Annotated in this window: 24 protein-coding genes; 16 read left to right on the top strand and 8 right to left on the bottom strand. The window is 66.4% G+C overall.

Features of this window, described 5'->3' with window-relative positions; genetic code table 11:
• The first annotated feature begins 103 nt into the window (after positions 1–103).
• Complete coding sequence (locus ACJEIK_RS11460) at positions 104–1,006, top strand: DoxX family protein (protein WP_135356620.1); 903 nt, start codon at positions 104–106, stop codon at positions 1,004–1,006.
• Between the two features lie 23 nt (positions 1,007–1,029).
• On the opposite strand, the gene ACJEIK_RS11465 is transcribed toward ACJEIK_RS11460, so the two are convergent.
• Positions 1,030–1,440, bottom strand: coding sequence for a PH domain-containing protein (locus ACJEIK_RS11465; protein ID WP_061001090.1), 411 nt, complete (start codon positions 1,438–1,440; stop codon positions 1,030–1,032).
• A gap of 259 nt (positions 1,441–1,699) precedes the next feature.
• Here ACJEIK_RS11465 and ACJEIK_RS11470 point away from each other — a divergent pair, with 259 nt between their 5' ends.
• The 3 genes from ACJEIK_RS11470 to ilvC all read left to right on the top strand — a co-directional run bounded on the left by ACJEIK_RS11470 (position 1,700) and on the right by ilvC (position 5,134).
• Positions 1,700–3,550, top strand: coding sequence for an acetolactate synthase large subunit (locus tag ACJEIK_RS11470; protein ID WP_409431492.1), 1,851 nt, complete (start codon positions 1,700–1,702; stop codon positions 3,548–3,550).
• A gap of 5 nt (positions 3,551–3,555) precedes the next feature.
• Entirely contained in the window at positions 3,556–4,062 is a 507-nt protein-coding gene (gene ilvN / locus ACJEIK_RS11475; RefSeq protein WP_061001088.1) for an acetolactate synthase small subunit, read from the top strand.
• A gap of 70 nt (positions 4,063–4,132) precedes the next feature.
• A complete protein-coding gene (ilvC, locus tag ACJEIK_RS11480) occupies positions 4,133–5,134 on the top strand; it encodes a ketol-acid reductoisomerase (protein WP_204158293.1) in 1,002 nt (333 codons plus the stop codon).
• 68 nt (positions 5,135–5,202) lie between these two features.
• Here ilvC and ACJEIK_RS11485 read toward each other — a convergent pair whose 3' ends face one another.
• From ACJEIK_RS11485 to ACJEIK_RS11495, 3 genes are read right to left on the bottom strand one after another with little or no spacing between them, the layout of a single operon-like run.
• Positions 5,203–5,532 carry a hypothetical protein gene (locus ACJEIK_RS11485; protein ID WP_135356618.1) on the bottom strand — a complete coding sequence of 110 codons (330 nt, stop codon included), beginning with the start codon at positions 5,530–5,532 and terminating at the stop codon, positions 5,203–5,205.
• 46 nt (positions 5,533–5,578) lie between these two features.
• Entirely contained in the window at positions 5,579–6,178 is a 600-nt protein-coding gene (gene wrbA / locus ACJEIK_RS11490) for an NAD(P)H:quinone oxidoreductase (RefSeq protein WP_409431493.1), read from the bottom strand.
• 14 nt (positions 6,179–6,192) lie between these two features.
• Positions 6,193–7,623, bottom strand: a complete 1,431-nt coding sequence (locus ACJEIK_RS11495) for a phytoene desaturase family protein (RefSeq protein ID WP_409431494.1) — start codon at positions 7,621–7,623, stop codon at positions 6,193–6,195.
• An 88-nt stretch (positions 7,624–7,711) separates the two neighbouring features.
• Between ACJEIK_RS11495 and serA the strand changes: the two genes are divergently transcribed.
• The 8 genes from serA to ACJEIK_RS11535 all read left to right on the top strand — a co-directional run bounded on the left by serA (position 7,712) and on the right by ACJEIK_RS11535 (position 15,002).
• Positions 7,712–9,298, top strand: a complete 1,587-nt coding sequence (serA, locus tag ACJEIK_RS11500) for a phosphoglycerate dehydrogenase (protein WP_226521549.1) — start codon at positions 7,712–7,714, stop codon at positions 9,296–9,298.
• Positions 9,295–10,305, top strand: coding sequence for a 3-isopropylmalate dehydrogenase (locus tag ACJEIK_RS11505; RefSeq protein ID WP_138248762.1), 1,011 nt, complete (start codon positions 9,295–9,297; stop codon positions 10,303–10,305). The genes serA and ACJEIK_RS11505 overlap by 4 nt, the downstream gene beginning before the upstream one ends.
• A gap of 13 nt (positions 10,306–10,318) precedes the next feature.
• A complete protein-coding gene (locus ACJEIK_RS11510) occupies positions 10,319–10,906 on the top strand; it encodes a hypothetical protein (RefSeq protein ID WP_409431685.1) in 588 nt (195 codons plus the stop codon).
• A gap of 27 nt (positions 10,907–10,933) precedes the next feature.
• Complete coding sequence (gene bla, locus ACJEIK_RS11515) at positions 10,934–11,815, top strand: class A beta-lactamase (RefSeq protein ID WP_409431495.1); 882 nt, start codon at positions 10,934–10,936, stop codon at positions 11,813–11,815.
• 9 nt (positions 11,816–11,824) lie between these two features.
• Entirely contained in the window at positions 11,825–13,099 is a 1,275-nt protein-coding gene (locus ACJEIK_RS11520) for a hypothetical protein (protein ID WP_409431496.1), read from the top strand.
• A 78-nt stretch (positions 13,100–13,177) separates the two neighbouring features.
• Positions 13,178–13,804: a dihydrofolate reductase family protein gene (locus ACJEIK_RS11525; protein ID WP_409431497.1), complete on the top strand. Its 627-nt coding sequence runs from the start codon at positions 13,178–13,180 to the stop codon at positions 13,802–13,804.
• A 317-nt stretch (positions 13,805–14,121) separates the two neighbouring features.
• The gene (locus ACJEIK_RS11530; RefSeq protein ID WP_135356613.1) at positions 14,122–14,406 is read left to right on the top strand and encodes a hypothetical protein; all 285 of its coding nucleotides are present in this window, start codon (positions 14,122–14,124) and stop codon (positions 14,404–14,406) included.
• Between the two features lie 119 nt (positions 14,407–14,525).
• Positions 14,526–15,002 (top strand): DIP1984 family protein, encoded by a 477-nt coding sequence (locus ACJEIK_RS11535; RefSeq protein WP_064860476.1) that lies wholly within the window; start codon positions 14,526–14,528, stop codon positions 15,000–15,002.
• Positions 15,003–15,263: 261 nt separating this feature from the next.
• Here ACJEIK_RS11535 and ACJEIK_RS11540 read toward each other — a convergent pair whose 3' ends face one another.
• Positions 15,264–15,689: a type II toxin-antitoxin system VapC family toxin gene (locus ACJEIK_RS11540; protein ID WP_064860475.1), complete on the bottom strand. Its 426-nt coding sequence runs from the start codon at positions 15,687–15,689 to the stop codon at positions 15,264–15,266.
• The gene (locus ACJEIK_RS11545; RefSeq protein WP_064860474.1) at positions 15,686–15,925 is read right to left on the bottom strand and encodes an AbrB/MazE/SpoVT family DNA-binding domain-containing protein; all 240 of its coding nucleotides are present in this window, start codon (positions 15,923–15,925) and stop codon (positions 15,686–15,688) included. The genes ACJEIK_RS11540 and ACJEIK_RS11545 overlap by 4 nt, the downstream gene beginning before the upstream one ends.
• Before the next feature lie 108 nt (positions 15,926–16,033).
• On the opposite strand from ACJEIK_RS11545, the gene ACJEIK_RS11550 reads away from it, so the two are divergent.
• The 4 genes from ACJEIK_RS11550 to ACJEIK_RS11565 are packed head-to-tail and all read left to right on the top strand — an operon-like array spanning position 16,034 to position 22,487.
• Positions 16,034–17,488 (top strand): DUF3375 domain-containing protein, encoded by a 1,455-nt coding sequence (locus ACJEIK_RS11550; protein ID WP_082934877.1) that lies wholly within the window; start codon positions 16,034–16,036, stop codon positions 17,486–17,488.
• Positions 17,485–18,084, top strand: a complete 600-nt coding sequence (locus tag ACJEIK_RS11555) for a DUF4194 domain-containing protein (protein ID WP_234789754.1) — start codon at positions 17,485–17,487, stop codon at positions 18,082–18,084. The genes ACJEIK_RS11550 and ACJEIK_RS11555 overlap by 4 nt, the downstream gene beginning before the upstream one ends.
• Positions 18,077–21,355: an ATP-binding protein gene (locus ACJEIK_RS11560; RefSeq protein WP_167837999.1), complete on the top strand. Its 3,279-nt coding sequence runs from the start codon at positions 18,077–18,079 to the stop codon at positions 21,353–21,355. The genes ACJEIK_RS11555 and ACJEIK_RS11560 overlap by 8 nt, the downstream gene beginning before the upstream one ends.
• Positions 21,348–22,487 (top strand): DUF3322 domain-containing protein, encoded by a 1,140-nt coding sequence (locus ACJEIK_RS11565; protein WP_135356609.1) that lies wholly within the window; start codon positions 21,348–21,350, stop codon positions 22,485–22,487. The genes ACJEIK_RS11560 and ACJEIK_RS11565 overlap by 8 nt, the downstream gene beginning before the upstream one ends.
• Here the strand turns inward: ACJEIK_RS11565 and ACJEIK_RS11570 are convergent.
• On the bottom strand, positions 22,470–22,871 hold the full coding sequence (locus ACJEIK_RS11570; protein WP_135356608.1) for a PIN domain nuclease: 402 nt from the start codon (positions 22,869–22,871) through the stop codon (positions 22,470–22,472). The two genes, ACJEIK_RS11565 and ACJEIK_RS11570, sit on opposite strands and share 18 nt — an antisense overlap.
• Positions 22,868–23,071 carry a type II toxin-antitoxin system VapB family antitoxin gene (locus ACJEIK_RS11575; protein ID WP_167837998.1) on the bottom strand — a complete coding sequence of 68 codons (204 nt, stop codon included), beginning with the start codon at positions 23,069–23,071 and terminating at the stop codon, positions 22,868–22,870. Before ACJEIK_RS11575 ends, ACJEIK_RS11570 begins: the two co-directional genes overlap by 4 nt.
• Positions 23,072–23,083: the final 12 nt, after the last annotated feature.

The raw sequence follows: 23,083 nt of genomic DNA on the forward strand, positions 1-23,083 counted from the left end.
ACGTCGGGGCCGCGCGCCGGGCCGGGCAAATCCCGTGAACAAGCCGGTCAAACCACCGCTTAAATCCACGGTCAGCAGTGCAGTTGCACTTACCCTGGCAACTATGACCAGTACTTCCCATGACTCGCGCGCATGGCGACGGCCCGACGAGTCGGCCGCCAGGCCCGCGTCGGCACGCCTGGTCGATCCAGAAGACGACCTGCCCATCACGACCTACCGCGGCAGTGGCGGCGCAGAGGGCGGTGAGACCGCCGCGACCACTGCCATCCCGCGGTTCGACAACGCGTCGTCCGACGAGGCGACCGAGGTGACGCCCGCGTCGTCGACGCCGTCCTCGATGGCATTCGATCTCATGCACGAACCCGAGCCGCTGCCGTACGTGCAACCCCGGGAGCGGCGTGCGGAGCAGGCCTCCGATGCGTTGGGGCCCGCCGAGATCGAGCCCGACCCCGAGACCGACGCCCGGGTACGCGTCGCCAAGCGCCGCGGCACCCAGGACCTGGGACTCATGGTGCTGCGTGTCGGCCTCGGCGCCTGGCTGGTGGTCCACGGACTGCAGAAGGCATTCGGCTGGTGGGGCGGCCAGGGCCTGAACGGGTACGAGCACGCGCTGGCCGCCGCCGGCTTCCAGCACGCGGGGATACTGACCTATCTCGCCACCGGGGCGCAGATCGGCGCCGGTGTCCTGCTGGTGCTGGGGTTGTTCACCCCGGTCGCCGCCGCGGTCGCGGTGGGCTACCTGCTCAACGCGCTCGCCGTGGAGGTGGCCGCACAACCCGTGCACGGCTACTTCCCGTATTTCCTGCCCGAGGGCCACGAGTACCTGGTGACCATGATCGTGCTCGCCGCGGCGCTGACCCTGACGGGGCCGGGTCTCTACGGCTTCGACGCCGGACGCGGCTGGGCCCGCCGGCCCTTCATCGGGTCGATCCTGTGCCTGTTGCTCGGCATCGGCGCGGGCGTCGGCGCGTGGCTGCTGCTGAACGGATCAAACCCGCTGCACTGAGCCTGCTCGACCGCGGCGCCGGCTCACTCGTTGTACGGATTGGGCACGACGCCGCCGCTGGCGGCGGTCAGCACCGGCAGTGACGCGAACGTCACACCGGGCAGGCGCAGGTCGGTGCCGTCGGTCAATTCGGCCTTGGCCCACTTGGAGCGGTCGAACCGCAGTCCCTTGATGTCCTGCCACGTCACCGTCCGGCTGCCGAGCAGCGACCGCGCCGTGACGCCCTTCTTGTCCGCCACGGTGCGGTAGCGAATCACCATCGCCGACAACACGATCGGGATGACGAGCAGCACCGCGCACCAGGCCGGGCCGGCGAACACCAGAGCCAGCAGACCGATGGCGAAGAACCCCACCGCCAGATGGGCGACCCCCGGGATCTTGATCACGACGGGCTGGGGTGCGGTCGAAGCGGTTCGGCGGCTCACGCCATTCATCTTCCCAGGCGGCGGGTCGGCCGGTTGCCGGGTGTGTCCGGCAACGGAACTGATTTGACCTGCGCGCGCCGCGAGGACTACCGTCACCGTTATGCAGACCTCGGCATTGCTTGTAGTAACTGGGCGCGTTGGTGCGTGACCAGGCTGACTAAGCCGACTACAAGCATCGACGCGCAACCCTCGTACAGCAGCAGACGCTGACGGGGGTTTTTTGTTTGCCCGGGAACGCCAAAACCGCAACACGATCAAGAGGACAAGAGTGAGCGCACCCACCACGCGACCGCCAGAGTCGACGCCGCAGCCCAACGGAGCGGGCGGCCCCAGCGGCACGGTGAACGGTTCTTCCAAGGCCGTTGCCCCGCAACAGATGACCGGTGCCCAGGCCGTCGTCCGGTCGCTCGAGGAACTCGACGTCGACACCATCTTCGGCATCCCCGGTGGTGCCGTGCTGCCGGTCTACGACCCGCTGTTCGACTCGAAGAAGGTGCGCCACGTCCTCGTGCGGCACGAGCAGGGCGCCGGCCACGCCGCGTCGGGCTACGCGCACGCCACCGGCAAGGTCGGCGTGATGATGGCCACCTCGGGTCCCGGCGCCACCAACCTGGTCACGCCGCTGGCCGACGCGCAGATGGACTCGATCCCGGTCGTCGCGATCACCGGCCAGGTCGGCCGCGGGCTGATCGGCACCGACGCCTTCCAGGAAGCCGACATCTCCGGCATCACCATGCCGATCACGAAGCACAACTTCCTGGTCCGCAACGGTGACGACATCGCCAAGGTGATCGCCGAGGCTTTCCACATCGCCGCCTCCGGCCGTCCCGGCGCTGTCCTTGTCGACATCCCGAAGGATGTGCTGCAGGGTCAGTGCACCTTCAGCTGGCCGCCGGTCATCGACCTGCCCGGCTACAAGCCGAACACCAAGCCGCACAGCCGCCAGATCCGTGAGGCAGCCAAGCTGATCGCCGCGTCGCGCAAGCCGGTGCTGTACGTCGGTGGCGGCGTCATCCGCGGTGAGGCGTCGGCCGAGCTGCTGGAACTCGCCGAGCTGACCGGCATTCCCGTCGTGACCACCCTGATGGCGCGTGGCGCGTTCCCCGACAGCCACCCGCAGCACATGGGCATGCCGGGCATGCACGGCACGGTCTCCGCCGTGGCCGCGCTCCAGAAGAGCGACCTGCTGATCGCCCTCGGCACCCGCTTCGACGACCGGGTCACCGGCCAGCTGTCGTCGTTCGCACCCGACGCCAAGGTGATCCACGCCGACATCGACCCCGCCGAGATCGGCAAGAACCGGCACGCCGACGTGCCGATCGTGGGTGACATCAAGAACGTCATCGTCGACCTGCTCGGGGCGCTGCGTCGTGACGGTGTCGCCGCCGACACGCTGGACCTGGCCGACTGGTGGACGTACCTCAACGGCGTCAAGGAGACGTACCCGCTGAGCTACGGCCCGCAGAGCGACGGCAGCCTCTCGCCGGAGTACGTCATCGAGAAGCTGGGGCAGATCGCCGGACCGGACGCGCTGTACGTCGCGGGCGTCGGTCAGCACCAGATGTGGGCCGCACAGTTCATCAAGTACGAGAACCCGAAGACCTGGCTGAACTCGGGTGGCCTCGGCACCATGGGCTTCTCCATCCCGGCCGCGATGGGCGCCAAATTCGCCCGCCCGGAGGCCGAGGTGTGGGCCATCGACGGTGACGGCTGCTTCCAGATGACCAACCAGGAGCTGGCCACCTGCGCCCTCGAGGGTGCGCCGATCAAGGTTGCGCTGATCAACAACGGCAACCTGGGCATGGTGCGCCAGTGGCAGACGCTGTTCTACGACGAGCGCTACAGCCAGACCAACCTGTCGACGCACTCGCACCGCATCCCCGACTTCGTGATGCTGGCCGAGGCGCTGGGTTGCGTCGGTCTGCGCTGCGAGCGTGCCGAGGACGTCGAGGACGTCATCCGGCAGGCCCGCGAGATCAACGACCGCCCCGTCGTCATCGACTTCATCGTCGGCGCCGACGCCCAGGTGTGGCCGATGGTCGCCGCCGGCACCAGCAATGACGAGATCATGGCGGCGCGCGATATCCGTCCGCTGTTCGACAACGAGGATCAGGTGTAAGCGCCATGTCGACCACTCACACACTCTCGGTCCTCGTCGAGGACACCCCCGGTGTGCTCGCCCGCGTGGCGGCACTGTTCTCGCGGCGTGGCTTCAACATCCAGTCGCTCGCGGTCGGCGCCACCGAGCAGAAGAACATGTCCCGGATGACCATCGTCGTCTCGGTCGAAGAGCAGCTGCCGCTGGAGCAGATCACCAAGCAGCTCAACAAGCTGATCAACGTCATCAAGATCGTCGAGCAGGAGCCGGACAACTCCGTCTCCCGCGAGCTGGCGCTGATCAAGGTGCGGGCCGACGCCACCACCCGTGGCCAGGTGATCGAGGCCGTCAACCTGTTCCGCGCCAAGGTCGTCGACGTGTCGACCGAATCGCTGACCGTGGAGGCCACCGGCACCCAGGAGAAGCTCGACGCATTGCTGCGAGTGCTGGAGCCGTATGGTATTCGCGAGCTGGTGCAGTCCGGTGTGGTCTCGCTGGCGCGCGGCCCGCGCGGCATCGGCGCGGCCAAGTAACCGAGCTGGACCCCGAACTAAAACTTCGAACAACAGAAACAAGGGTAAGGAAAAGCAAGTGGCAGTTGAGATGTTCTATGACGACGACGCGGACCTGTCGATCATCCAGGGGCGCAAGGTCGGCGTCATCGGCTACGGCAGCCAGGGACACGCGCATTCGCTTTCGCTGCGCGACTCGGGTGTGCAGGTCAAGGTCGGCCTGAAGGAGGGCTCGAAGTCCCGCGAGAAGGTCACCGAGCAGGGCCTCGAGGTCGACACCCCGGCCGAGGTCGCCAAGTGGGCCGACGTCATCATGCTGCTGGCGCCCGACACCGCGCAGGCCGAGATCTTCACCAACGACATCGAGCCGAACCTGGAAGACGGCAACGCGCTGTTCTTCGGCCACGGCCTCAACATCCACTTCGGCCTGATCAAGCCCCCGGCCAACGTCACCATCGGCATGGTCGCCCCGAAGGGCCCCGGCCACCTGGTGCGTCGCCAGTTCGTCGACGGCAAGGGCGTCCCGGCCCTGATCGCCATCGACCAGGACCCCAAGGGCGAGGGCCAGGCGCTGGCGCTGTCCTACGCCAAGGGCATCGGCGGCACCCGCGCCGGCGTCATCAAGACCACCTTCAAGGAAGAGACCGAGACCGACCTGTTCGGTGAGCAGGCCGTTCTCTGTGGTGGTACTGAGGAACTGGTCAAGACCGGTTTCGAGGTCATGGTCGAGGCCGGCTACGCCCCGGAGATGGCCTACTTCGAGGTGCTGCACGAGCTCAAGCTGATCGTCGACCTGATGTACGAGGGTGGCATCGCCCGCATGAACTACTCGGTGTCCGACACCGCTGAGTTCGGTGGCTACCTGTCGGGCCCGCGCGTCATCGACGCCGACACCAAGGAGCGCATGCGCGCCATCCTGAAGGACATCCAGGACGGCACCTTCGTCAAGCGCCTCGTCGCCAACGTCGAGGGCGGCAACAAGGAGCTCGAGGGTCTGCGCAAGGCCAACGCCGAGCACCCGATCGAGGTCACCGGCAAGAAGCTGCGCGACCTGATGAGCTGGGTCGACCGGCCGATCACCGAGACCGCCTAGTTTCAACCGCCGACAGGCCAGTTGTCGCACGCTACGAAAAAGCGTGCGGTGACTGGCCTTTCGGCTTTTCAGTAGAGGGTGTAACCGATGCCGGCCAGGGCGCGGGCGACGTTGCGGCCGTCGGCGCTGCCCGGCAGCTTCACGGACCGGTCGATGTCGAGGCCCTCGCCGGCCACCCCGTAGAAGTCGGTGGACACGGGATCATCGGGCTCGGGCGGTTCGATGCGGCCGTCCGGGTAGATGGCCTGCGCGCGCATGGCCCACATGCTCCGCTCGGCCGCGATCACGTGGTACCCGCACAACGGCGGGCGCATCTGGTAGAGCTCCAGATCGCCGACGGCGAACCATCGGTCATTGGGTACCGCGCCCACCAGACGGGCGGTGCCTACGAACGTCACCCATCAACCGTAAGTCGGGTGGCTGGGCCGCCCCGACGCCAAATTTTTACCCGCCCAGCCGGTCCGCGACCGTGACGACCCGCCGCGCCAGGTGATCGAGTGCCGCGTAGGTGTTGTCGTCGAACTGGCGGATGTTGTCGTGATTGGCCAGCAGGCTCACGCCGTAGGGGTTGCCGTCGGCGAACTTGAGTGGGTCGGTGTAGCCGGGCGGCACGATGATGCCGCCCCAGTGCATCAGCGTGATGTAGAGCGACAGCAGCGTCGTCTCCTGGCCGCCGTGTGCGGTGTTGGTGGAGGTGTAACCGGCGTACACCTTGTCCGCCAGTACGCCCTTCGACCACAGGCCGCCGAGGGAATCGAGGAACCCCCGCAGCTGCGACGCGACCGAGCCGAAGCGGGTCGGCGAGCCGAAGATCACCGCGTCGGCCCAGACGATGTCGTCGCCCGTGGCGGCCGGAAGGTCTTTGGTCGCTTCGTAATTCGCGGTCCAGGCCGGGTTGTGCGCGAAGGACTCGGGAGTGGCGGTCTCGGCGACGGGCCGCAGCCGCACCTCGGCGCCGCACGATTCCGCGGTGCTCGCGACCCGTTGCGCCATGGAGCTGCCGTGCCCGGTCGCGGAGTAATAGATCACAGAAAGCTTGGCCATGCGCCAAGCCAACACTATGGCGCGAGCGACGGCAGCGTCTTCACCCCGAATTCACGACGCAGTACGGTACGCGCGGCGTACAGACCGGCCATGCCGTGCACGCCGGTGCCCGGCGGGGTGGCCGACGAGCAGACATACGCCTTGGGGATGGGTGTGGTCCAGGGGTTGGCCCGCAGCGTCGGCCCGATCATCGCGGCCTTGAGCGTCGCGCCGCCGACGATGATGTCGCCGTCGACGTAGTTGGCGTTGTGCCGTGACATCTCGGCGGCCGGCACCGCGCGCGCCGCCAGCACCAGATCGCGGAAACCCGGTGCGGCGTCTTCGAACAACGCGATGACGGTGTCGGTCTGGTCGACGGTCGAGCCGGCCGGCACATGACAGTAGGTCCACAGCGGCCGACGGCCCTGGGCGTCGATGCGTGACGGATCTGCGAGGTGCGGCAGCGCGGCCAGGGTCATCGGGTGCTCGGCATGGCGGCCGTGCCAGATCTCGCGCTCGGCGTGTGCCATCTGGGCCCGGGTGCCGCCGAGGTGGACGGTGGGCGACGACGCCATTCGCGGGTCACGCCAGGGGATTTCACCGGACAGCACGAAGTCGATCTTGCACACGCCGGGACCGAACTTGTAGCGGCGCAACGCTTTTGCGTAGCGGCTGGGAACCGCCGGTCCGTAGATGTCGAGCAGTGCGGTCGGCGAGGTGTCATAGATGACCACGCCGCCGGGCGGGCTCGTCACGGGGGAGCCGGTGACGAGCTCGCCGCCGTGCGCGCGCAGATCGGCGATGAGCGCATCGGTGATCGTCTGGGTGCCGCCGACGGGCACAGGCCAGCCCGCCGTGTGCGCGACGGTGCTGAGCATGATGCCCGCTCCACTGTTGACGGGCGACGGCATGGGGTGGATGGCGTGGGTGCCGACGCCGGTGAAGAGCGCCTGGGCGTCGTCCCCGCGCAGCAGGTGCCACGCGGGACTGCCCTGGGCCAGCACACGCAGTCCGGCACGCACGGTGCTGGGCAGGTCCGGCGGCAGCGACCGCTTGTCGCCGAGGAAGAACCCGAGGACGCCGTCGACGTGCTCGACCAGCGGGCCCAGCAGCCGGCGCCACGACGAGCCGTGTTCGAGCTCCGCGCACGTGCGGTCCAGCGAGCGATAGGCGATGGCGGCTCCGCCGGAAGGCAGGGGATTGGCGTACGAGATCTCCGGCGTCACCATCTGTACCCCGCGGGCCGCGAGGTCGAACTCCGCGAAGAACGGCGACACGACCCCCAGCGGGTGTACCGCCGAGCAGACGTCGTGCAAAACGCCTGGATATTCCGGGTCGGGGGCGCTGCGCGCGCCGCCGCCGGGTGTCGGCTGACCTTCGATGACCCGGACCGACAGCCCCGCTCGTGCGCAGATGACGGCCGCGGCCAGGCCATTCGGTCCACTACCGACGACGGTGACGTCCACCACGTCGATGGTAGTGACGGCCGCTGACAACGCAGCTCAAGGCAACCGCGATTGGTAGCGCGGCCATGCCGCCCACTAGTCTGTGCGCGTGAGCCTTCCTGTCGTACTCATCGCTGACAAACTCGCCGAATCGACCGTCGCCGCCCTCGGCGACCAGGTAGAGGTCCGTTGGGTCGACGGACCCGACCGCGAAAAGCTGCTGGCCGCCGTGCCGGACGCCGACGCCCTTCTGGTGCGCTCGGCCACCACGGTGGACGCCGAGGTGCTGGCCGCGGCACCCAAGCTCAAGATCGTCGCCCGCGCCGGCGTCGGCCTGGACAACGTGGACGTCGACGCCGCCACCGCGCGTGGCGTGCTGGTCGTCAACGCCCCGACCTCGAACATCCACAGCGCCGCCGAGCACGCCCTGGCGCTGCTGCTCTCGACGGCCCGCCAGATTCCGGCCGCCGACGCCACCCTGCGCGAGCACACCTGGAAGCGCTCCAAGTTCTCGGGCACCGAGATCTTCGGCAAGACCGTCGGCGTCGTGGGCATGGGCCGCATCGGCCAGCTCGTCGCGCAGCGCCTCGCCGCGTTCGGCGCGCACATCGTCGCCTACGACCCCTATGTCTCGCAGGCCCGTGCCGCCCAGCTCGGTATCGAGCTGCTGAGCCTCGATGAGCTTTTGGGCCGCGCTGATTTCATCTCGGTGCACCTGCCCAAGACCAAGGAAACCGCCGGCCTGATCAACAAGGAAGCGCTGGCCAAGACCAAGCCGGGCGTCATCATCGTCAACGCCGCCCGCGGTGGCCTGATCGACGAGCAGGCCCTGGCCGACGCGATCACCAGTGGCCACGTCCGTGGCGCCGGCCTCGACGTGTTCGCCACCGAGCCCTGCACCGACAGCCCGCTGTTCGAGCTGCCGCAGGTCGTCGTAACGCCGCACCTCGGCGCCTCCACCGAAGAGGCCCAGGACCGCGCCGGCACCGACGTCGCCGCGAGCGTGAAGCTGGCGCTGGCCGGCGAGTTCGTGCCGGACGCCGTCAACGTCGGCGGCGGTGTCGTCGGCGAAGAGGTCGCGCCGTGGCTCGACCTGGTGCGCAAGCTGGGCCTGCTGGTCGGTGCCCTGGCACCGGCGCTCCCGGCCTCGCTGAACGTCGAGGTGCTCGGCGAGCTGGCGTCGGAAGACGTTGAGATTCTGAAGCTTTCGGCGATGCGCGGCCTGTTCTCGGCCGTCATCGAGGACCAGGTGACGTTCGTCAACGCGCCGGCGCTGGCCGCCGAGCGTGGCGTCGAGGCCGTCCTCACCAGCGAGACCGAGAGCCCCAACCACCGCAGCGTCGTCGACGTGCGCGCCGTGGCCGCCGACGGCTCGGTCGTCAACGTGTCGGGCACCTTGAGCGGCCCGCAGCTGGTCGAGAAGATCGTCCAGATCAACGGCCGCAACCTGGACCTGCGCGCCGAGGGCATCAACCTGATCCTCAACTACGGCGACCAGCCGGGCGCCCTGGGCAAGATCGGCACCCTGCTCGGTGCGGCTGAGGTCAACATCTTGGCGGCCCAGCTGTCGCAGGACGCCGACGGTTCGGGAGCGACGATCATGCTGCGCCTGGACCGCGAGGTGCCGGCCGACGTGCTCGGCGCGATCGGCGAGGCCGTCGGCGCGACCACGCTGGAACTGGTGGATCTGTCGTGAAGCTCGCCGTCATTGCCGGTGACGGCATCGGCCCCGAGGTCATCGGCGAGGCGCTGAAGGTTCTCGACGTCGTACTGCCGGGCGTCGAGCGCACCGAGTACAACGTCGGCGCCAAGCGCTACCACGAGACCGGCGAGACCTTGCCCGACGGCATGGTCGACGAGCTCAAGACACACGACGCGATCCTGTTGGGCGCCATCGGCGATCCGTCGGTGCCCAGCGGCGTGCTCGAGCGCGGTCTGCTGCTGACCATGCGGTTCGCGCTGGATCACCACGTGAACCTGCGGCCGTCGCGGCTGTTCGCCGGTGTCGACAGCCCGCTGGCCGGCAACCCGGACATCGATTTCGTCGTCGTCCGCGAGGGCACCGAGGGTCCGTACACCGGCACCGGTGGCGCCATCCGCGTCGGCACCCCGCACGAGGTGGCCACCGAGGTGTCCACCAACACGCGCTTCGGTGTGGAGCGGGTCGTCCGCTACGCATTCGAGAAGGCCCGGACGCGGCGTAAGCACCTGACCCTGGTGCACAAGAACAACGTGCTGGCGTTCGCCGGCTCGCTGTGGAAGCGCACGGTCGACGAGGTCGCCACCGAGTACCCGGACGTCGAGACCGCTTACCAGCACATCGATGCCGCGACCATCCACATGGTCACCGATCCGGGCCGCTTCGACGTGATCGTCACCGACAACCTGTTCGGCGACATCATCACCGACCTGGCCGCGGCCGTCTCCGGCGGCATCGGCCTGGCAGCGTCGGGCAACATCGATGCGACGGGCACCAACCCGTCGATGTTCGAGCCGGTGCACGGCAGCGCGCCCGACATCGCGGGTCAGGGTCTCGCCGACCCGACCGCGGCCATCATGAGTGTGGCGCTGCTGCTCACGCACCTCGGTGAGACCGACGCCGCGGCCCGCGTGGACAAGGCTGTCGCCGAGCACCTTTCGACGCGTGGCGACGCCAAACTGTCGACGTCGGAGACCGGCGAGCGGATTCGCAGCTTCCTGTAATGCCGTGAGCGGCATCACCGGCCTTGCCACCCTCAGCAGGCAGTGCTGGCTGTTCGCCGTCGGCTCGACGTTCTTCGCGCTGGCCACGGTCCCCGGGTTTCCCGCGGTGGCCGGGGCCGGAGCGACGAACGTGCTGTGCTTCATCGGCTCGTGGTTCTTCACCACCGCCGCTCTGATGCAATACGTGCTCGCCCCGCCGGGGATCCAATGGTGGTCGGCGGCAATCCAATTCATGGGCACGGTGCTGTTCAACGTCAGTACCGGCGCGGCGGTGTGGGCGCACGCCGTGCTCGCCGAGCGGCGCTACGTCTGGGCGCCCGACGCCGCCGGGTCGCTGGCCTTCCTGCTCAGTGGTCTGCTGGCGGTCCTGGTTGTCGGCCTGTGGTCGCCGAAATCCGTTGCCTGGCAGGCATCGTGGATCAACATGATGGGCTGCGTCGCGTTCCAGGTCTCGGCGCTGGCGGCGTTCGTCCGCAAGACCGGTGTCACGATCGACGAGCGGCTGGCCAACTTCGGGACCTTCGTCGGGGCGCTGTGCTTCCTGGTGGCCGCGCTGTTGGTGCGGCCCAAGGGCAACCCGGAGAAATCCCGTTTGGCGTAGCGCGCCGATGCATGGTTGGCTGAATATGTGGGGGTATCGCTGAGCCGACGGGATTTCATCGTCGGGTTGGCCGCCACGGGCGTGCTGGCCGGGTGCCAGCCCACCAAGGCGGACGAGCCGACCAGCTTCGAAGATCTGGAAGATCGCTATCAGGCGATAATCGGCGTCTACGCAGTTGATTTGGAGTCTTCGGCAACGGTGGAACACCGTCCAGACGAGCGGTTCGCGATCTGCTCGACCTTCAAAGCGTATGCGGCGGCACGCATCTTGCAGATGGTCAAGGCGGGTCAGGCGAATCTCGATGCCATGGTGCCCATCACCGCCGCGGACATCGTGGTCAACTCGGCGGTGCTGAGCCCCGCGGTGGGGGCGCGGATGCCGCTCCGGGACATCTGTGCGGCGGCCCTGACCCAGAGCGACAACGCCGCAGGCAACATCATGCTGCGGACCATCGGTGGGCCGTCCGCCCTGACCGATTTCGCCCGCTCGATCGGCGATGCGCAGACGCGGCTGGATCGCTGGGAACCGGACCTCAACGAGGCGGCGCCCGGCGACCTCCGCGACACCACCACGCCACGGGCCCTGTGCGGCGGGTACCGCGCCATTCTCGTCGGCGACGCGTTGCCGGGTGCGGCGCAGTTTCAGCTGCAACGGTGGATGGGCGAGACTGCCACGTCCACCAGGCGTTTTCGCGCGGGCCTGCCGGCGGGCTGGACCAGCGCGGACAAGACCGGCAGCGGTGACTACGGATCGACCAACGACGCCGGCATGCTGATCGGACCCAAACGCGAGCGGGTCATGCTCACGGTGTTGATCCGCACCCGCACCGTGCGGCGGGATGCCGGGCCGTTCAACGAGGCGGTCGCGGAGTGCGTGCGATCAGTGCTGGCGCGTCTCGGCCACAGTTAGTGTTGGATCGTGGGGATCCGGAAACTGGCGTTGGCCGCGGTCACGTGCGTGTGCGTGGTCGCGGGCTGTTCCACGACCACGACCGGCACCCCACGGTTCGGCGGCTCACTGAGCGACCCGGAACCCGACGTCAGCCAACTGCGGACCGGTAACTACCAGATCAAGCCGAGCACCCCGTTCTTCAGCGCCGGGCCCAACCCGCTCACGCAGTCGATCGTCGAATCGACCCGGATGGCCGAATACGTCGTGGGCCCTTGGGAAATCGATGCGTCGGTGACGAAGCCGGGGGCGATCGGCACGGGCACCATGACGTCGGAGTTCGGCGTCGACAACATCCTCGGGGTGTCCAAGGACAACGTCATGCAGGGCATTGCCAGGGCACACGGGCTGGTTGCCGGTTTCGGGTCATACCGGTCGTCCGGGTCGCGGGACTCTGACCTGGAAATCCAAAACGCGGTCCTGATGTTCCCCGATGACGCGCAAGCCGCGGCGGCCGCGGGTGAATTCACCGCCCAGTTCGGCCCTGTCGTGGCCACTCCGTTCCCGACATATCCCGTCCAGATCTCGGTCGGCGCCGCCACGGTGCCGGCGCTCGGTCTGGATTACGGCACCGGGGCCAGTGGTGTCGCGGCGTATACCGCTCAGGGTCGGTTTGTGCTGTACGAATTCGTGAGCGCCAGAGCCACCAAGTCGACCAAGGCACCGCTGCGCGCCGAGCTGCTGACGTCCGACCTGCTCGGTAGGCAGCAGTCGCTGATCAAGAGTTTTGTGCCGACCGAACCCGCGAAACTCGCTGACCTGCCCAAAGATCCGAGCGACGATCAGTTGTTGTCGAAGACCATCACCACTCCCGATCGGCAGCAGGGCGTGCTGATCGGGACGTGGCGACCGCGGGCATGGCTGCATTTCGAATCCGATCCGGTGAGCATGACCACCCTGTTCGAGCGCGCCGGTGTGCAGTGGGTGACGCAGCGGTGGGGCCGGGTCTACCAGGCGCCCAATGCGGATTCGGCCGCGCAGCTGCTCGACGCCACCAGCGTCTTGATCATGAAGAACCCGGACGTGCAGATGGCCGGCCAGGTGCCGGGGTTCCCCGGCGCGCGGTGTTTTGAGCACCTTCACGACTTCGCACGACCGGACGCAACCGTGACATGGCGCATCCTGGGGTGGCACTACAGCTGCCTCGCCCGCACCGACAGGTTTGTGTTCCAGGTCTTCGCCGACGACGAAACCGCTGTGGACCAACAGATTTCGGCGCAGTACCGGGTGCTGTCCGGGAAGTAGCCGGCCGCGCCGATGAGTTTCACCGAGTCCGCTGGTCTATCTCACTGACACACACCACCGACTCACCAGGAGCTGGAAATGGGCCAGATTCACCTCGCGTTGTTCGCCACTCTCGACCTCGTCGGGCAGGCGCCCGGCGGTCCCGGAGAGGACCCCGACGACGATTTTCCGTTCGAAGGCTGGCAGGCACCGCTGATCGACGAAGTGTCGGGGGAGCAGGTCGGCGCCGCATACGAAGGCACCGACGCGCTGCTGCTCGGCCGGCGGACGTACGACATCTTCGCGGGCTACTGGCCGCACCAGGATGACGAATTCGCGACCATGTTCAATCGCATCCCCAAGTACGTCGCCTCGCGCGGCAAGCCCGATCTCTCGTGGTCCGGCTCGTCGCAGATCGGCACAGATCTGGTCAGTGAAGTGCGGGAAATCCGTGACCGCCACGAGCACGTGAAAGTGGTCGGGAGTTTGAACTTCGTGCAGACCCTGTTGCGCGAAAAACTGTTTGATCGCATCGACCTCTGGGTGCATCCTATTGTCCTGGGGGTAGGCAAGAAGGTGTTCGATGGCGGTCCGGTGCCGTCGAACCTGACGCTGCTCAAGCCGCCGGTATCCAGCCCGGCCGGCATCGTGTACCTGCAGTACGGACTGGCCAAGGGCGTGCCGGCGACGGGGGACATGAGCGAACCGGATCAGGGGGACGTTTGATTGGTACGGACTGGACCCGCGGCGTGCTCGCCGGTGCGGTCGCAGGGGGAGTCGGCTGGGGTCTGTTGGCGGTCGGGGCCATGGGCCCTGGTGATGATCCGCACCTCGACCGGGTCGCCGGAACGAATTTGACTGCAGCGGTATGTCTTTCGGTGCTATGCCTACTGATTGCAGCACTGTTGTTGCGCGCACGGGTACTCAGCAGCGTCGCTGTTGCGCTCGTGGTCGCACCCGTGAGCGTTTGGTGCATTGTCGGTCTGCTGTACCTGCAGGCCGTTGCCACGGTGACGGTGTGTCGCTGACCAGAGGAGGTGCGCATGTCTTTCGAGCATGAGAGCACGCTCGACCCACGGATCGAGCGGGACGTTGATCCGCGGTGTCTGTTCGGTGGCTACGCGCTCGGCCTGGTCGTGATGTCGCCGGCGCCGTTGTTGTATTACTGGCTGTTCGCGCCGGCAGGCGCATTACTGGTCGCCGCGGCGGCGGTGCTGGTTGCGACGGTGCGGCCACGGTTTGACGACGTGGCATGCGGCGCGTTCTTCGCCGCCCTGTTCGGTCTTGTGGCCGTGCTCGTGCTGTTCTTTGTCGGCGCTCAGAACTGATCGCGGCCGGCGGGCCGAGCGCCGGAAAATGCGTTGCCGGCCAACCTTTTTGCGCTCATCATGGTTCGGGCCGAGAAACGGATGTTCTCGGACTGTGCCACGAGAAGCGAGGTGAAATCATGAAGTTGGCAGAGGCTTTGTCGTTGCGTGCGAACGCAGTTCGCCGTATCGAGCAGTTGCGCGTGCGCGTCGTGGGTAACGCACGGTTCCAGGAGGGCGAAGTGCCTGCCGAGGACGCCGCGGCGCTACTCGTCGAGATCGACGGCGCGCTGGACGAATACGAATCCCTGATCCGGCGGATCAACCTGACCAACGCGGCCAACTCGGTCGGGGCGGACGGCACGCTGACCGACGCCCTCGGGCGGCGCGACGCGCTGCGCTTGCGGTACCACGTCCTGACCACGGCCGCGGATGCAGCCGCGGGTGCGGGCGCGGGCCAGTACGGCTACTCGCGGCAGCTGCGTTCGGAGCTGAAGATGTTGTCCGCCTTGTCCGTTGGCGATCTGCGGGCGCGGGCCGACCAGGTGGCGCAGGAGTTGCGCGAGCTCGACGTCCGGATCCAGAAGGCCAACTGGGAGATCGAGCTGCTGGACTGACAGCAGCATGGTGTAGCAGGTAGTTGTCGCAGGGGCGTGCACAACCCGCAAAACGGCTCGTCACCGTTTCCGGTGCGCGGAGGGCAGCGCAAATGGGTTCAAATCCCGCCATCACATCGCAGCCCAGCAGTGTGCACAGGTGACAGAGCACGAGGCACAACGCATCACCACGTGCAGATCTACGACGACGAGGGTGGGCAAGGGGCCTACACCGCGATATCGGTGCCAGGTTCTGGTCGGGCCGCGCCCGCCGAAGACAGGTCAGGCGCCGGCCAGCACTTCCGTGTTCACCCCGATGGCGTCGTAGGTTGCCTTGGCTCGTGCATCGCGAGTGACCAGGACTGCACCGTGCTCATGAGCAGCCAACGCGACCAAGCCGTCATAGGTGGCGCCACCGGCGACTCCGCGACGGGCGAATTCGCGATGGGCACCACCTGCGGCATCGGCACTCAGCTGAAGGGGCTCTGGGAAGTTCTCGTCGATCAACGTCACCGCATCAGCGGGGTCGACGCGAGCATCGCCGGGCAGACGCGTCAGAACCGAGTATGTCTCGGCCAGCGCATGCCCGCTGAGCCCAAGACGTCGGCCCATTGCCCATTGCGAGATCGCGACATGCTGCGGATGCGAGGTCACAAGCAACGGCACCGCCACACTGGTATCGATTGCCGTGACCTGCTGCGACGTCAGCGTCGCCCCGAATCGATGAGCGCGAACATCATTTCATCGGTGACGACTGTGTGTGCGTTGGCGACGAGGCGCCCGTCCTTGTTTCGCACGAGTCGCGCGCTGCGACCGCCGGGGACAATCTGCAATCCAGGGCCATATGCCGAAATGTCGACCGTCGAACCAGGCGTCAGTCCCAACGCGTCGCGCAGTTGCTTGGGCACCAAGATGCGGCCGCCCGAGTCGATTACCGCTTCCATGGGACTATGATACCAGTAAAATCCCATTTTTGGGTTTGCGTCTTTTGGGAACGGATCACTCCACAAGGCGGAGAGAGTCTTGTCGGCCCTTCCGGCTAGTCTCGCACCGTGGCGATAACGTCCGCGGTCTTGCGCTTGCGGCGCCTGCAGCAGGAGGCGCCGGAATGGTCGCTGCTGAGGGCTCGTAATGCGGGGTTGATCATCGCCGTTGTCCAGGCCTATTTTCCGCCTGAACGACGTGTGCGCCCGGCGGCCGAGGTGGTCGCCGAACTCGACCAGGATCTCGAACTCCTCCGTGGGACCGGAGCCGAATTCGATTCGACCGCAACAGCGTACGTTGCCAGCTGGGTGCACGACGGCTACTTGATCCGGCGTCCCGGCCAGACGCGGGGGACCGAAACGTTGGCGCCATCGGCGGCAGCATTGAACGCCGCCGCAATGGTGAACGGAATCGATGCGCCGCAACGTACCGCGTCGGCCTCACGGCTGGGTTCGATCGCCGCTAACCTCATTGCACTGCAACGTGATTCGGATCCCGTTTCGGCATCGCGGCTCGCGCTGCTGCAGGCCGAACGCAAGGCTGTCGAGCAGCGCATCGAAGAAGTCGAACGCGGCGAGTTCGCGGTGCTCGATGCGGAGAGCGCAAAGGAGCGGGTCGCCGAGACGCTGGGCCTGGCGCAGGAGGTACCCGTGGATTTCGCCCGGGTGCGGTCGACCATCGAAGAATTGAGCCGGGACCTCCGGGCCAAAATCCTTGACGACACTGCTGAGGGTGGCGCGACGTTGGGCAACGTTTTTCGTGGAGTGGATCTGCTGGCGGACTCAGAAGCCGGACGTTCCGTGAACGGCTTCTACGACGTGATCCTCGACGCTGAACAGTCGGCGCGTCTTCAAGAAGCGATCACCGCCATCCTGTCACGGGACTTCGCAGCCGAATTGACACCTCAGACGCGTACTGACCTGAGCACTCTGCTCACCCGATTGGAAGACGAAGCCGCCACGGTACGTCAGACCATGATCCTGCTGTCCCGGTCGTTGCGTCATTTCGTGCTGTCACGCCAATACGAGGAGCATCGGCGACTCCGCCAACTGATTCAGCGCTGCCAGTCACTCGCTGTGCAAGTGAGTGCACAGCACCGACCCGAGAAGTCAATGAACTTGGAACTCACCAGAATTGGCATGCAGGTTCGTTCGATCGCGGCCCTCAAGCTGCACAACCCGGGCGAAGGCCGGGTGCCTACGGAGTTCGATCGGCATGACACCGACGAGGTCGACTTCGCCGAACTCGCCGCGCAGGCACACGAATCCGACATCGATTTCGAGGAGCTCCGCAGCAACATCGTCGCCAGCCTCGGTCAGGCAGCGGGGCCGGTCACCGCGGGGCAAGTTCTGGCTGAGTTCCCCGCCACCCAGGGCCTCGCCAGCATCGTCGGCCTGATGGTTCTCGGCGCTGAGCACGGCATCGTCTCAGCCGACGCCACCGAACGGGTCGCTCTGGACCGACGCACCGTCGTGCTCCCGACGATCACCTTCAGCCCTGACACATTCGAGGATCATCTGTGAATCCCGAAGAGACCTTTCCGTTCGAGGCCAAGCGCGCGCTGGTCCAACTACTCCGCGGTCCGGTGGTGACCCATGACGCGCATCGACAGCAATGGTCGGTAATTCTCGCCCATCGCAGCGAAATCGAACGCCGACTGGCCGACGTGTTCCTCGACCTCGTGCTCGATGAGGACGACGGTATCGCGTTCACCCGACCGCAGCCCGCGCCCGACGACCCCAAACTCGCTCCACCGCAGGTACTTCGGACCGAAACGCTGACCTTCATGGACACGCTGGTGGTACTCGCGTTGCGCTACCAGTTGCTCGTGGCACCGCCTGGACAACGGGTGATCGTCGAATACGACGACATCGCCGCCGACATGGAGCCCTACCGCGGGCGCTACACCACCGATGCGGGCGGCTTCCGGAAGCGGATCAACGCGTCGTGGGAAAAGATGAAGAAGTACTCGCTGATCTCCGCCGCTGATACCGCGGGCCGGTTCGAAGTATCACCCGTGCTCCGTCAGTTGTTCGACGCGGACGAGGTTGCGCTGGTCGAGGCCGAGTACCAACGGCTCTTGGATGTCGAGGACGATGCCGAGGTCGACGATGAGTGAGGACGTGTTCCGGCTGGGTCAGCACCGCCTGGCACGTGTGCAGCTGTTCAATTGGGGTACCTACGACGGCTATCACGACCTGTCGGTGGCACGCCGTGGCTTCCTGATCACCGGTCCCTCCGGCTCGGGCAAGTCCACATTGCTCGACGCGATCTCCACAGTGCTGGTGCCGCCGACGAAGCTCAGTTTCAATGCGGCCGCGCAGGGCCGCGGCCGCACCGTGGCCTCCTATATCCGAGGTGCGTATGCGCGCGGATCCGACACGGACACCCGCGAATTGCGGTCGCGCTACCTGCGGGAAGGTGCGACCTGGAGCGCCGTCGGGTTGACGATGGCCACTGCCGATCCTGATGGGGATACCGTCACCACCTTGGTCGCGCTGTTCCACCTCAAACGCGGCAGCAATGATCTTGGCGAATCGGGCCGCGCGTTCCTGCTTTTCGACCACGACCTGGACATCACCGAACTCAGACACGTGGTGTCTGACGGCATCGACGTCCGCGGGTTGAAGAAGCGCTGGCCCGATGTTCTCTACAACAAGAGCTACCCCCAGTTCGGTCAGCGGCTCCGTGCCCGGTTGGGAATCGCCGACGAGAACGCGCAACTGTTGCTGCACCGGGCGATGTCTGCCAAAGGGCTCGACAGCCTCGACCGGCTGTTCCGCGACTACATGCTCGACGAACCCGACACTTTTGCCGAAGCTCGTCGCGCCGTCGAGTTCTTCGCCGACCTCGACGAGGCGCATCGCAGGGTCGTGCAGACGCGTGAGCAGATCGCCGCACTGACACCGCTGGAGGAGTGGACCGAAACGCGGGACCGAGAGGCGCAACGGACTCAGGAACTCGGGGAGGAGCAGACAGCGCTCGACGGCCTCGCCGCGCGCTTCGAGCTGCACCTGGCGCAGGGTTGGCACGCCGACGCTGAGGCCGCGCTCGCTGACGCCGTCACGCGTGACGAACACGCGAGTGCGGCCCGTCATCGTGCTGCCACCGCGCTGAAGGACGCCGAGCGTGCGCGTGACGGAAATCAGTCCCTGCGTGAGCTCACCGATGCCCTGGATAGCGCCGACGAAGCGGTCCGTCGGGTGGTCACGCAGCGCGCCCGATTAGGTGTGGCTTTGCGGTCCTGGGACACGACCGTTCCCGATACCGCCGAAGGCTTCGCCACCATGTGCTCGCAGATCGCAAGGGAGGCAGCTGAACTAGAGGCTGGAGCCGGTGCGCACGACGCCGCCCACAGCGCCCTGATCCTCGCTGCCGCGCGCGCCGACGAACAGGTTACCGACCTCAAACAGCAGATCTCTTCGCTCGCCGGGCAGAAGTCGAACCTGGACCACAAGCTGCTGGCGGCTCGTGAGCTGGTCATGCGCGCGACCGGGCTGCCGGCGCGATCGTTGCCGTTCGCCGGCGAGTTGATCGACGTCATCGATGCGAATTGGGCGGGCGCCGCCGAGCGGGTGCTCGGCGGGCTGGGCCGCACAATGCTGGTCGCCGACGAGCACGCCGCTGATGTCGCCGCTGCCGTCGATGCTGCCCATCTGGGTACGCGGCTGGTGTGGCGGCGCGTGGATGTGCATCGCACACACCGGATTTCGGCTGTCGATGCCGATTCGATCGTGAATGTGCTCCAGATCGCCGAGGGGCCATGGCAGCACTGGCTGCATTTCGAACTCGTATCCCGATTCGACTACCGCCGTGTTGGCGACGCGCGGGAACTGGGCCGGCACCACCGCGCCGTGACCCGCGCCGGACAGACCCGCGACGGCGACCGGCATATCAAGGACGACCGGTCGGCGATCGACGACCGGCGGCACTACGTGCTCGGCACCAACAATGACAGCAAGCTCCAGGCCCTGCGCGACGCCCTGCGTAAGGCTGAATCCGATGCCGACTCCGCACACCGTCGCGCGCGTGCTGCCCGCGCCGAATCCGAACAGCGTCGGGACCGGGTCCAGTCAGCTCCAGGGATCGTCGCAGTCGAATGGGACGAGCTCGACCTGTTGGCCGCGGAAGCTCACCGTCTGGATGTGGCCGAGCGTCTCGCAGCACTGCGGGGCGACGTCGAGATCGACCGGCTGGAAGCCGCAGTCGTCCAGGCGCGAGGCGAGGCGACTCGAGCTGAAAAGGCATACGACGAGGCGCACGAGGCGCTGTACTCAGCGCGCCAGCACGCACAGAATGTCGCATCCCGCATCGACGACCTGAAACGCACAGCGGCGGCGAGCGACGAGCCGTCTCCCGAACTGACCGAGCGTTATCGCGCCCGGTTCGATGATGGCAAGCGCGCGGCGTTGCGGCTCAATGGCTTTCCCGCTGCCGAACGGGCGGTGGCGACTCAGATTCGGTCTGAGTACGCGGCGGCCGACAAGAAGCTGATGCAGGCGCAGCACGAGATCGAGACAGTGCTGCAGCAGTATCTCAACCGCTGGCCGCACCCCGAACTTGCTGCCGAGCACGGATACGCCGACGATGCGGTGGCATTCCTGCGCCGGCTGCGTGCCGACGACCTGCCGAGCGTGGAAAATCGATTCTTCGACCTCAACGATCGGCAGTCGAACCAGAACCTCGGCACGCTTGCCCTACGAATTCGGCGTGCACCCGGCGAGATCCGTCGCCGCATTGATGAGGTCAATTCGTCACTGGCACACTCGGAATTCGACCGCGGGCGCTTCCTGAAGATCGACGTCCGAGATTCCCAGCATTCCGACGTGACCGAGTTTCTCGCGGATATCGCGCGCGTGCAGGAGGGTTCTCTGCTTGCCGATGATCGTCAGGCCCAGGAGCAGCGATTCGAGCGAATGCGAGAGTTGCTCGGGCGGCTCGGGTCCTCCGATCCGGGCGATGTGGCGTGGCGCAATCGCTGTTTGGATACGCGCCGGCATGTCACCTTCGTCGGCATCGAGATGGACTCGGACGGCACGGCGGTCAATCACCACGATTCTTCGGATGCGCTGTCGGGTGGGCAGGCGCAGAAGTTGGTGTTCTTCTGTCTGGCCGCGGCACTGCGGTACCAGCTCGTCGGGTCCGACGCGGACGTGCCCAAATACGGCACCGTCATCCTGGACGAAGCATTCGACCGATCAGACCCCGAGTACACCCGCCGTGCGGCAGATGTGTTCGACCAGTTCGGTTTTCACCTTGTTCTCGCCACACCGCTGAAGATGATCAAGACACTGCAGGACTACGTAGGTGGAGTCGCCACCGTATCGATCCGCGATTCGAAGGCGTCCCGGTTGGGTGTCGCGTCCATCAGCGAGGCCACTGATGGGTGAACTCCCGAAGCTGGTGATGCCCAACGACGTAACGGCCAGGGCGCGACGCACAGTGGACCGCAATCTCAAATCGTGGTTGTTCGGTACGACCGCCGATGCGTTGACCGTGAGACTCGGCGGCCCCAGTGAAGCGACCGTTGCTGCGCACCACTTGATCGTCGAGGACTGGGTCCACGCCTGGCAGGAGTCAAGCCTCGACGTTCGCTGGGAGGAACGGCGGTGGCCCAGCCTGGGCAGGCAGCAGGTGCCTGTCTCGGTGACGATCGAGGGGGCCGACGCAATCGCTGCTGCCGCGGGCGAGACTCGGCGCTGGCGGTGTCTGCAGCAGCGTGTAGGGCAGTTGGAGTCGCTCAATGATGGGCCGCAGTGGTCGGCGGTTCTGTCCGACACATTCCGGTATTGGAAAGCTTTGACCGACGGTGACTTCGACCGGCTGCTGACTGTGGTTCGCTGGCTTCAGCAGCACCCGGACTCCGGACTGCTGATCAGGCAGCTGCCGATTCCTGGCGTCGACACCAAATGGCTGGGCGCTCACCGAACTGCCGTCACCGCATTGGCTGTGCCGCTCGGTGTACCCGAGCACCTCGGGCTGCGGGAGCGTGAATTGTTGCGGGCAGTCGTGATTGCTGATCCGGTGCTGCGACAAGGTCTTCCACGCATTTTCGCGGCCCCGGATGGTGAGCTGGCGGGGCTTGATCTTGCGGCATCGCAGGTCCTGGTTGTCGAGAACTTGCAGACCTTAGAAGCGCTGCCTGATGTGCCGGGCACGGTCGCGGTGTTCGGTTGGGGCGACAACGCAACCGCGGTGGCCAGATTTCCGTGGGTCCGTAGTGCGCCGCGCGTTGTCTACTGGGGCGATCTGGACTTCGACGGGTTCGACATCCTGGCACGCTTCCGGGCCGAATGTCCTTGTGAAAGTTTGTTGATGGACCACACCGCGGTGGACCGGTGGCGTGATCTCGCCGTGGCGCACGCCGCGAGTGGGTCAGTGGATTCGGCTTGGTTGACCGAAACCGAGCGCGCAGCATTGGACGTGTTGCAGCGCAGTGGCCTACGCCTGGAGCAGGAGCGCATTCCGATCGCCGCCGCGGTGGAGTTGTTGATGGCGGCTGGGTCAGTCCGGCTGCGGTGAGGTATCCAGCTGTAGCGATGTATGCCGCGCAATCGCGTCGAAGTCGCTGTCGGAGTGCAGGATTGGAATCTGCTCACGTATGGCATGCGCGGCGATGAGGCAGTCGATCAGCCTGCGTACGGTTTCACCGCGACGTCGACAGACGCGGTAAATAGCTGCGGCGTCTTCATGGTCTGTGGGGGACGTCGGTAGAGTCTGTGCGCGTGCCAACAGGCCACGAAGATCCTTGAGGTGTCGGTCGTTTCGGGCCCCGGCGAGGATTTCCATCTGGACCGGAGCGCAGATCGCTATCGGCTTGCCGAGTAGTTCGTCCACTCGCTCGCACGCGCTGCTACCTGTGTCCCGCAAGAACTCAATCCAGGCTGACGTGTCAACGAGGATCACTGGACGCGGTCGCTGCGCAATTCATCAAGGTTGGCGTCCCATCCCGACCCCCGGAGTCCTCGGGCTGCTTTCACGTCTAGTGCTTCCTGGGCGAGATTGCGCAGCGCGAAGTTCACCGCATCTCTCTTGCTGGTCAACTGGAACCTTCGCATGACGACTTCGCACGCCTCGTCGTCGATGTCGATGTTGGTGCGGGTCATACACCAACGATA

This window comes from Mycobacterium sp. SMC-16 (genome assembly GCF_046250085.1).
Taxonomy (GTDB): Bacteria; Actinomycetota; Actinomycetes; order Mycobacteriales; family Mycobacteriaceae; genus Mycobacterium; species Mycobacterium phocaicum.

Coding starts and splice junctions, on each gene's coding strand:
- ACJEIK_RS11460 (WP_135356620.1), top strand. CDS start 104: ATGACCAGTACTTCCCATGACTCGCGCGCATGGCGACGGCCCGACGAG.
- ACJEIK_RS11465 (WP_061001090.1), bottom strand. CDS start 1,440: ATGAATGGCGTGAGCCGCCGAACCGCTTCGACCGCACCCCAGCCCGTC.
- ilvN (WP_061001088.1), top strand. CDS start 3,556: ATGTCGACCACTCACACACTCTCGGTCCTCGTCGAGGACACCCCCGGT.
- ilvC (WP_204158293.1), top strand. CDS start 4,133: ATGTTCTATGACGACGACGCGGACCTGTCGATCATCCAGGGGCGCAAG.
- wrbA (WP_409431493.1), bottom strand. CDS start 6,178: ATGGCCAAGCTTTCTGTGATCTATTACTCCGCGACCGGGCACGGCAGC.
- ACJEIK_RS11525 (WP_409431497.1), top strand. CDS start 13,178: ATGGGCCAGATTCACCTCGCGTTGTTCGCCACTCTCGACCTCGTCGGG.
- ACJEIK_RS11530 (WP_135356613.1), top strand. CDS start 14,122: ATGTCTTTCGAGCATGAGAGCACGCTCGACCCACGGATCGAGCGGGAC.
- ACJEIK_RS11535 (WP_064860476.1), top strand. CDS start 14,526: ATGAAGTTGGCAGAGGCTTTGTCGTTGCGTGCGAACGCAGTTCGCCGT.
- ACJEIK_RS11545 (WP_064860474.1), bottom strand. CDS start 15,925: ATGGAAGCGGTAATCGACTCGGGCGGCCGCATCTTGGTGCCCAAGCAA.
- ACJEIK_RS11560 (WP_167837999.1), top strand. CDS start 18,077: ATGAGTGAGGACGTGTTCCGGCTGGGTCAGCACCGCCTGGCACGTGTG.
- ACJEIK_RS11565 (WP_135356609.1), top strand. CDS start 21,348: ATGGGTGAACTCCCGAAGCTGGTGATGCCCAACGACGTAACGGCCAGG.
- ACJEIK_RS11575 (WP_167837998.1), bottom strand. CDS start 23,071: ATGACCCGCACCAACATCGACATCGACGACGAGGCGTGCGAAGTCGTC.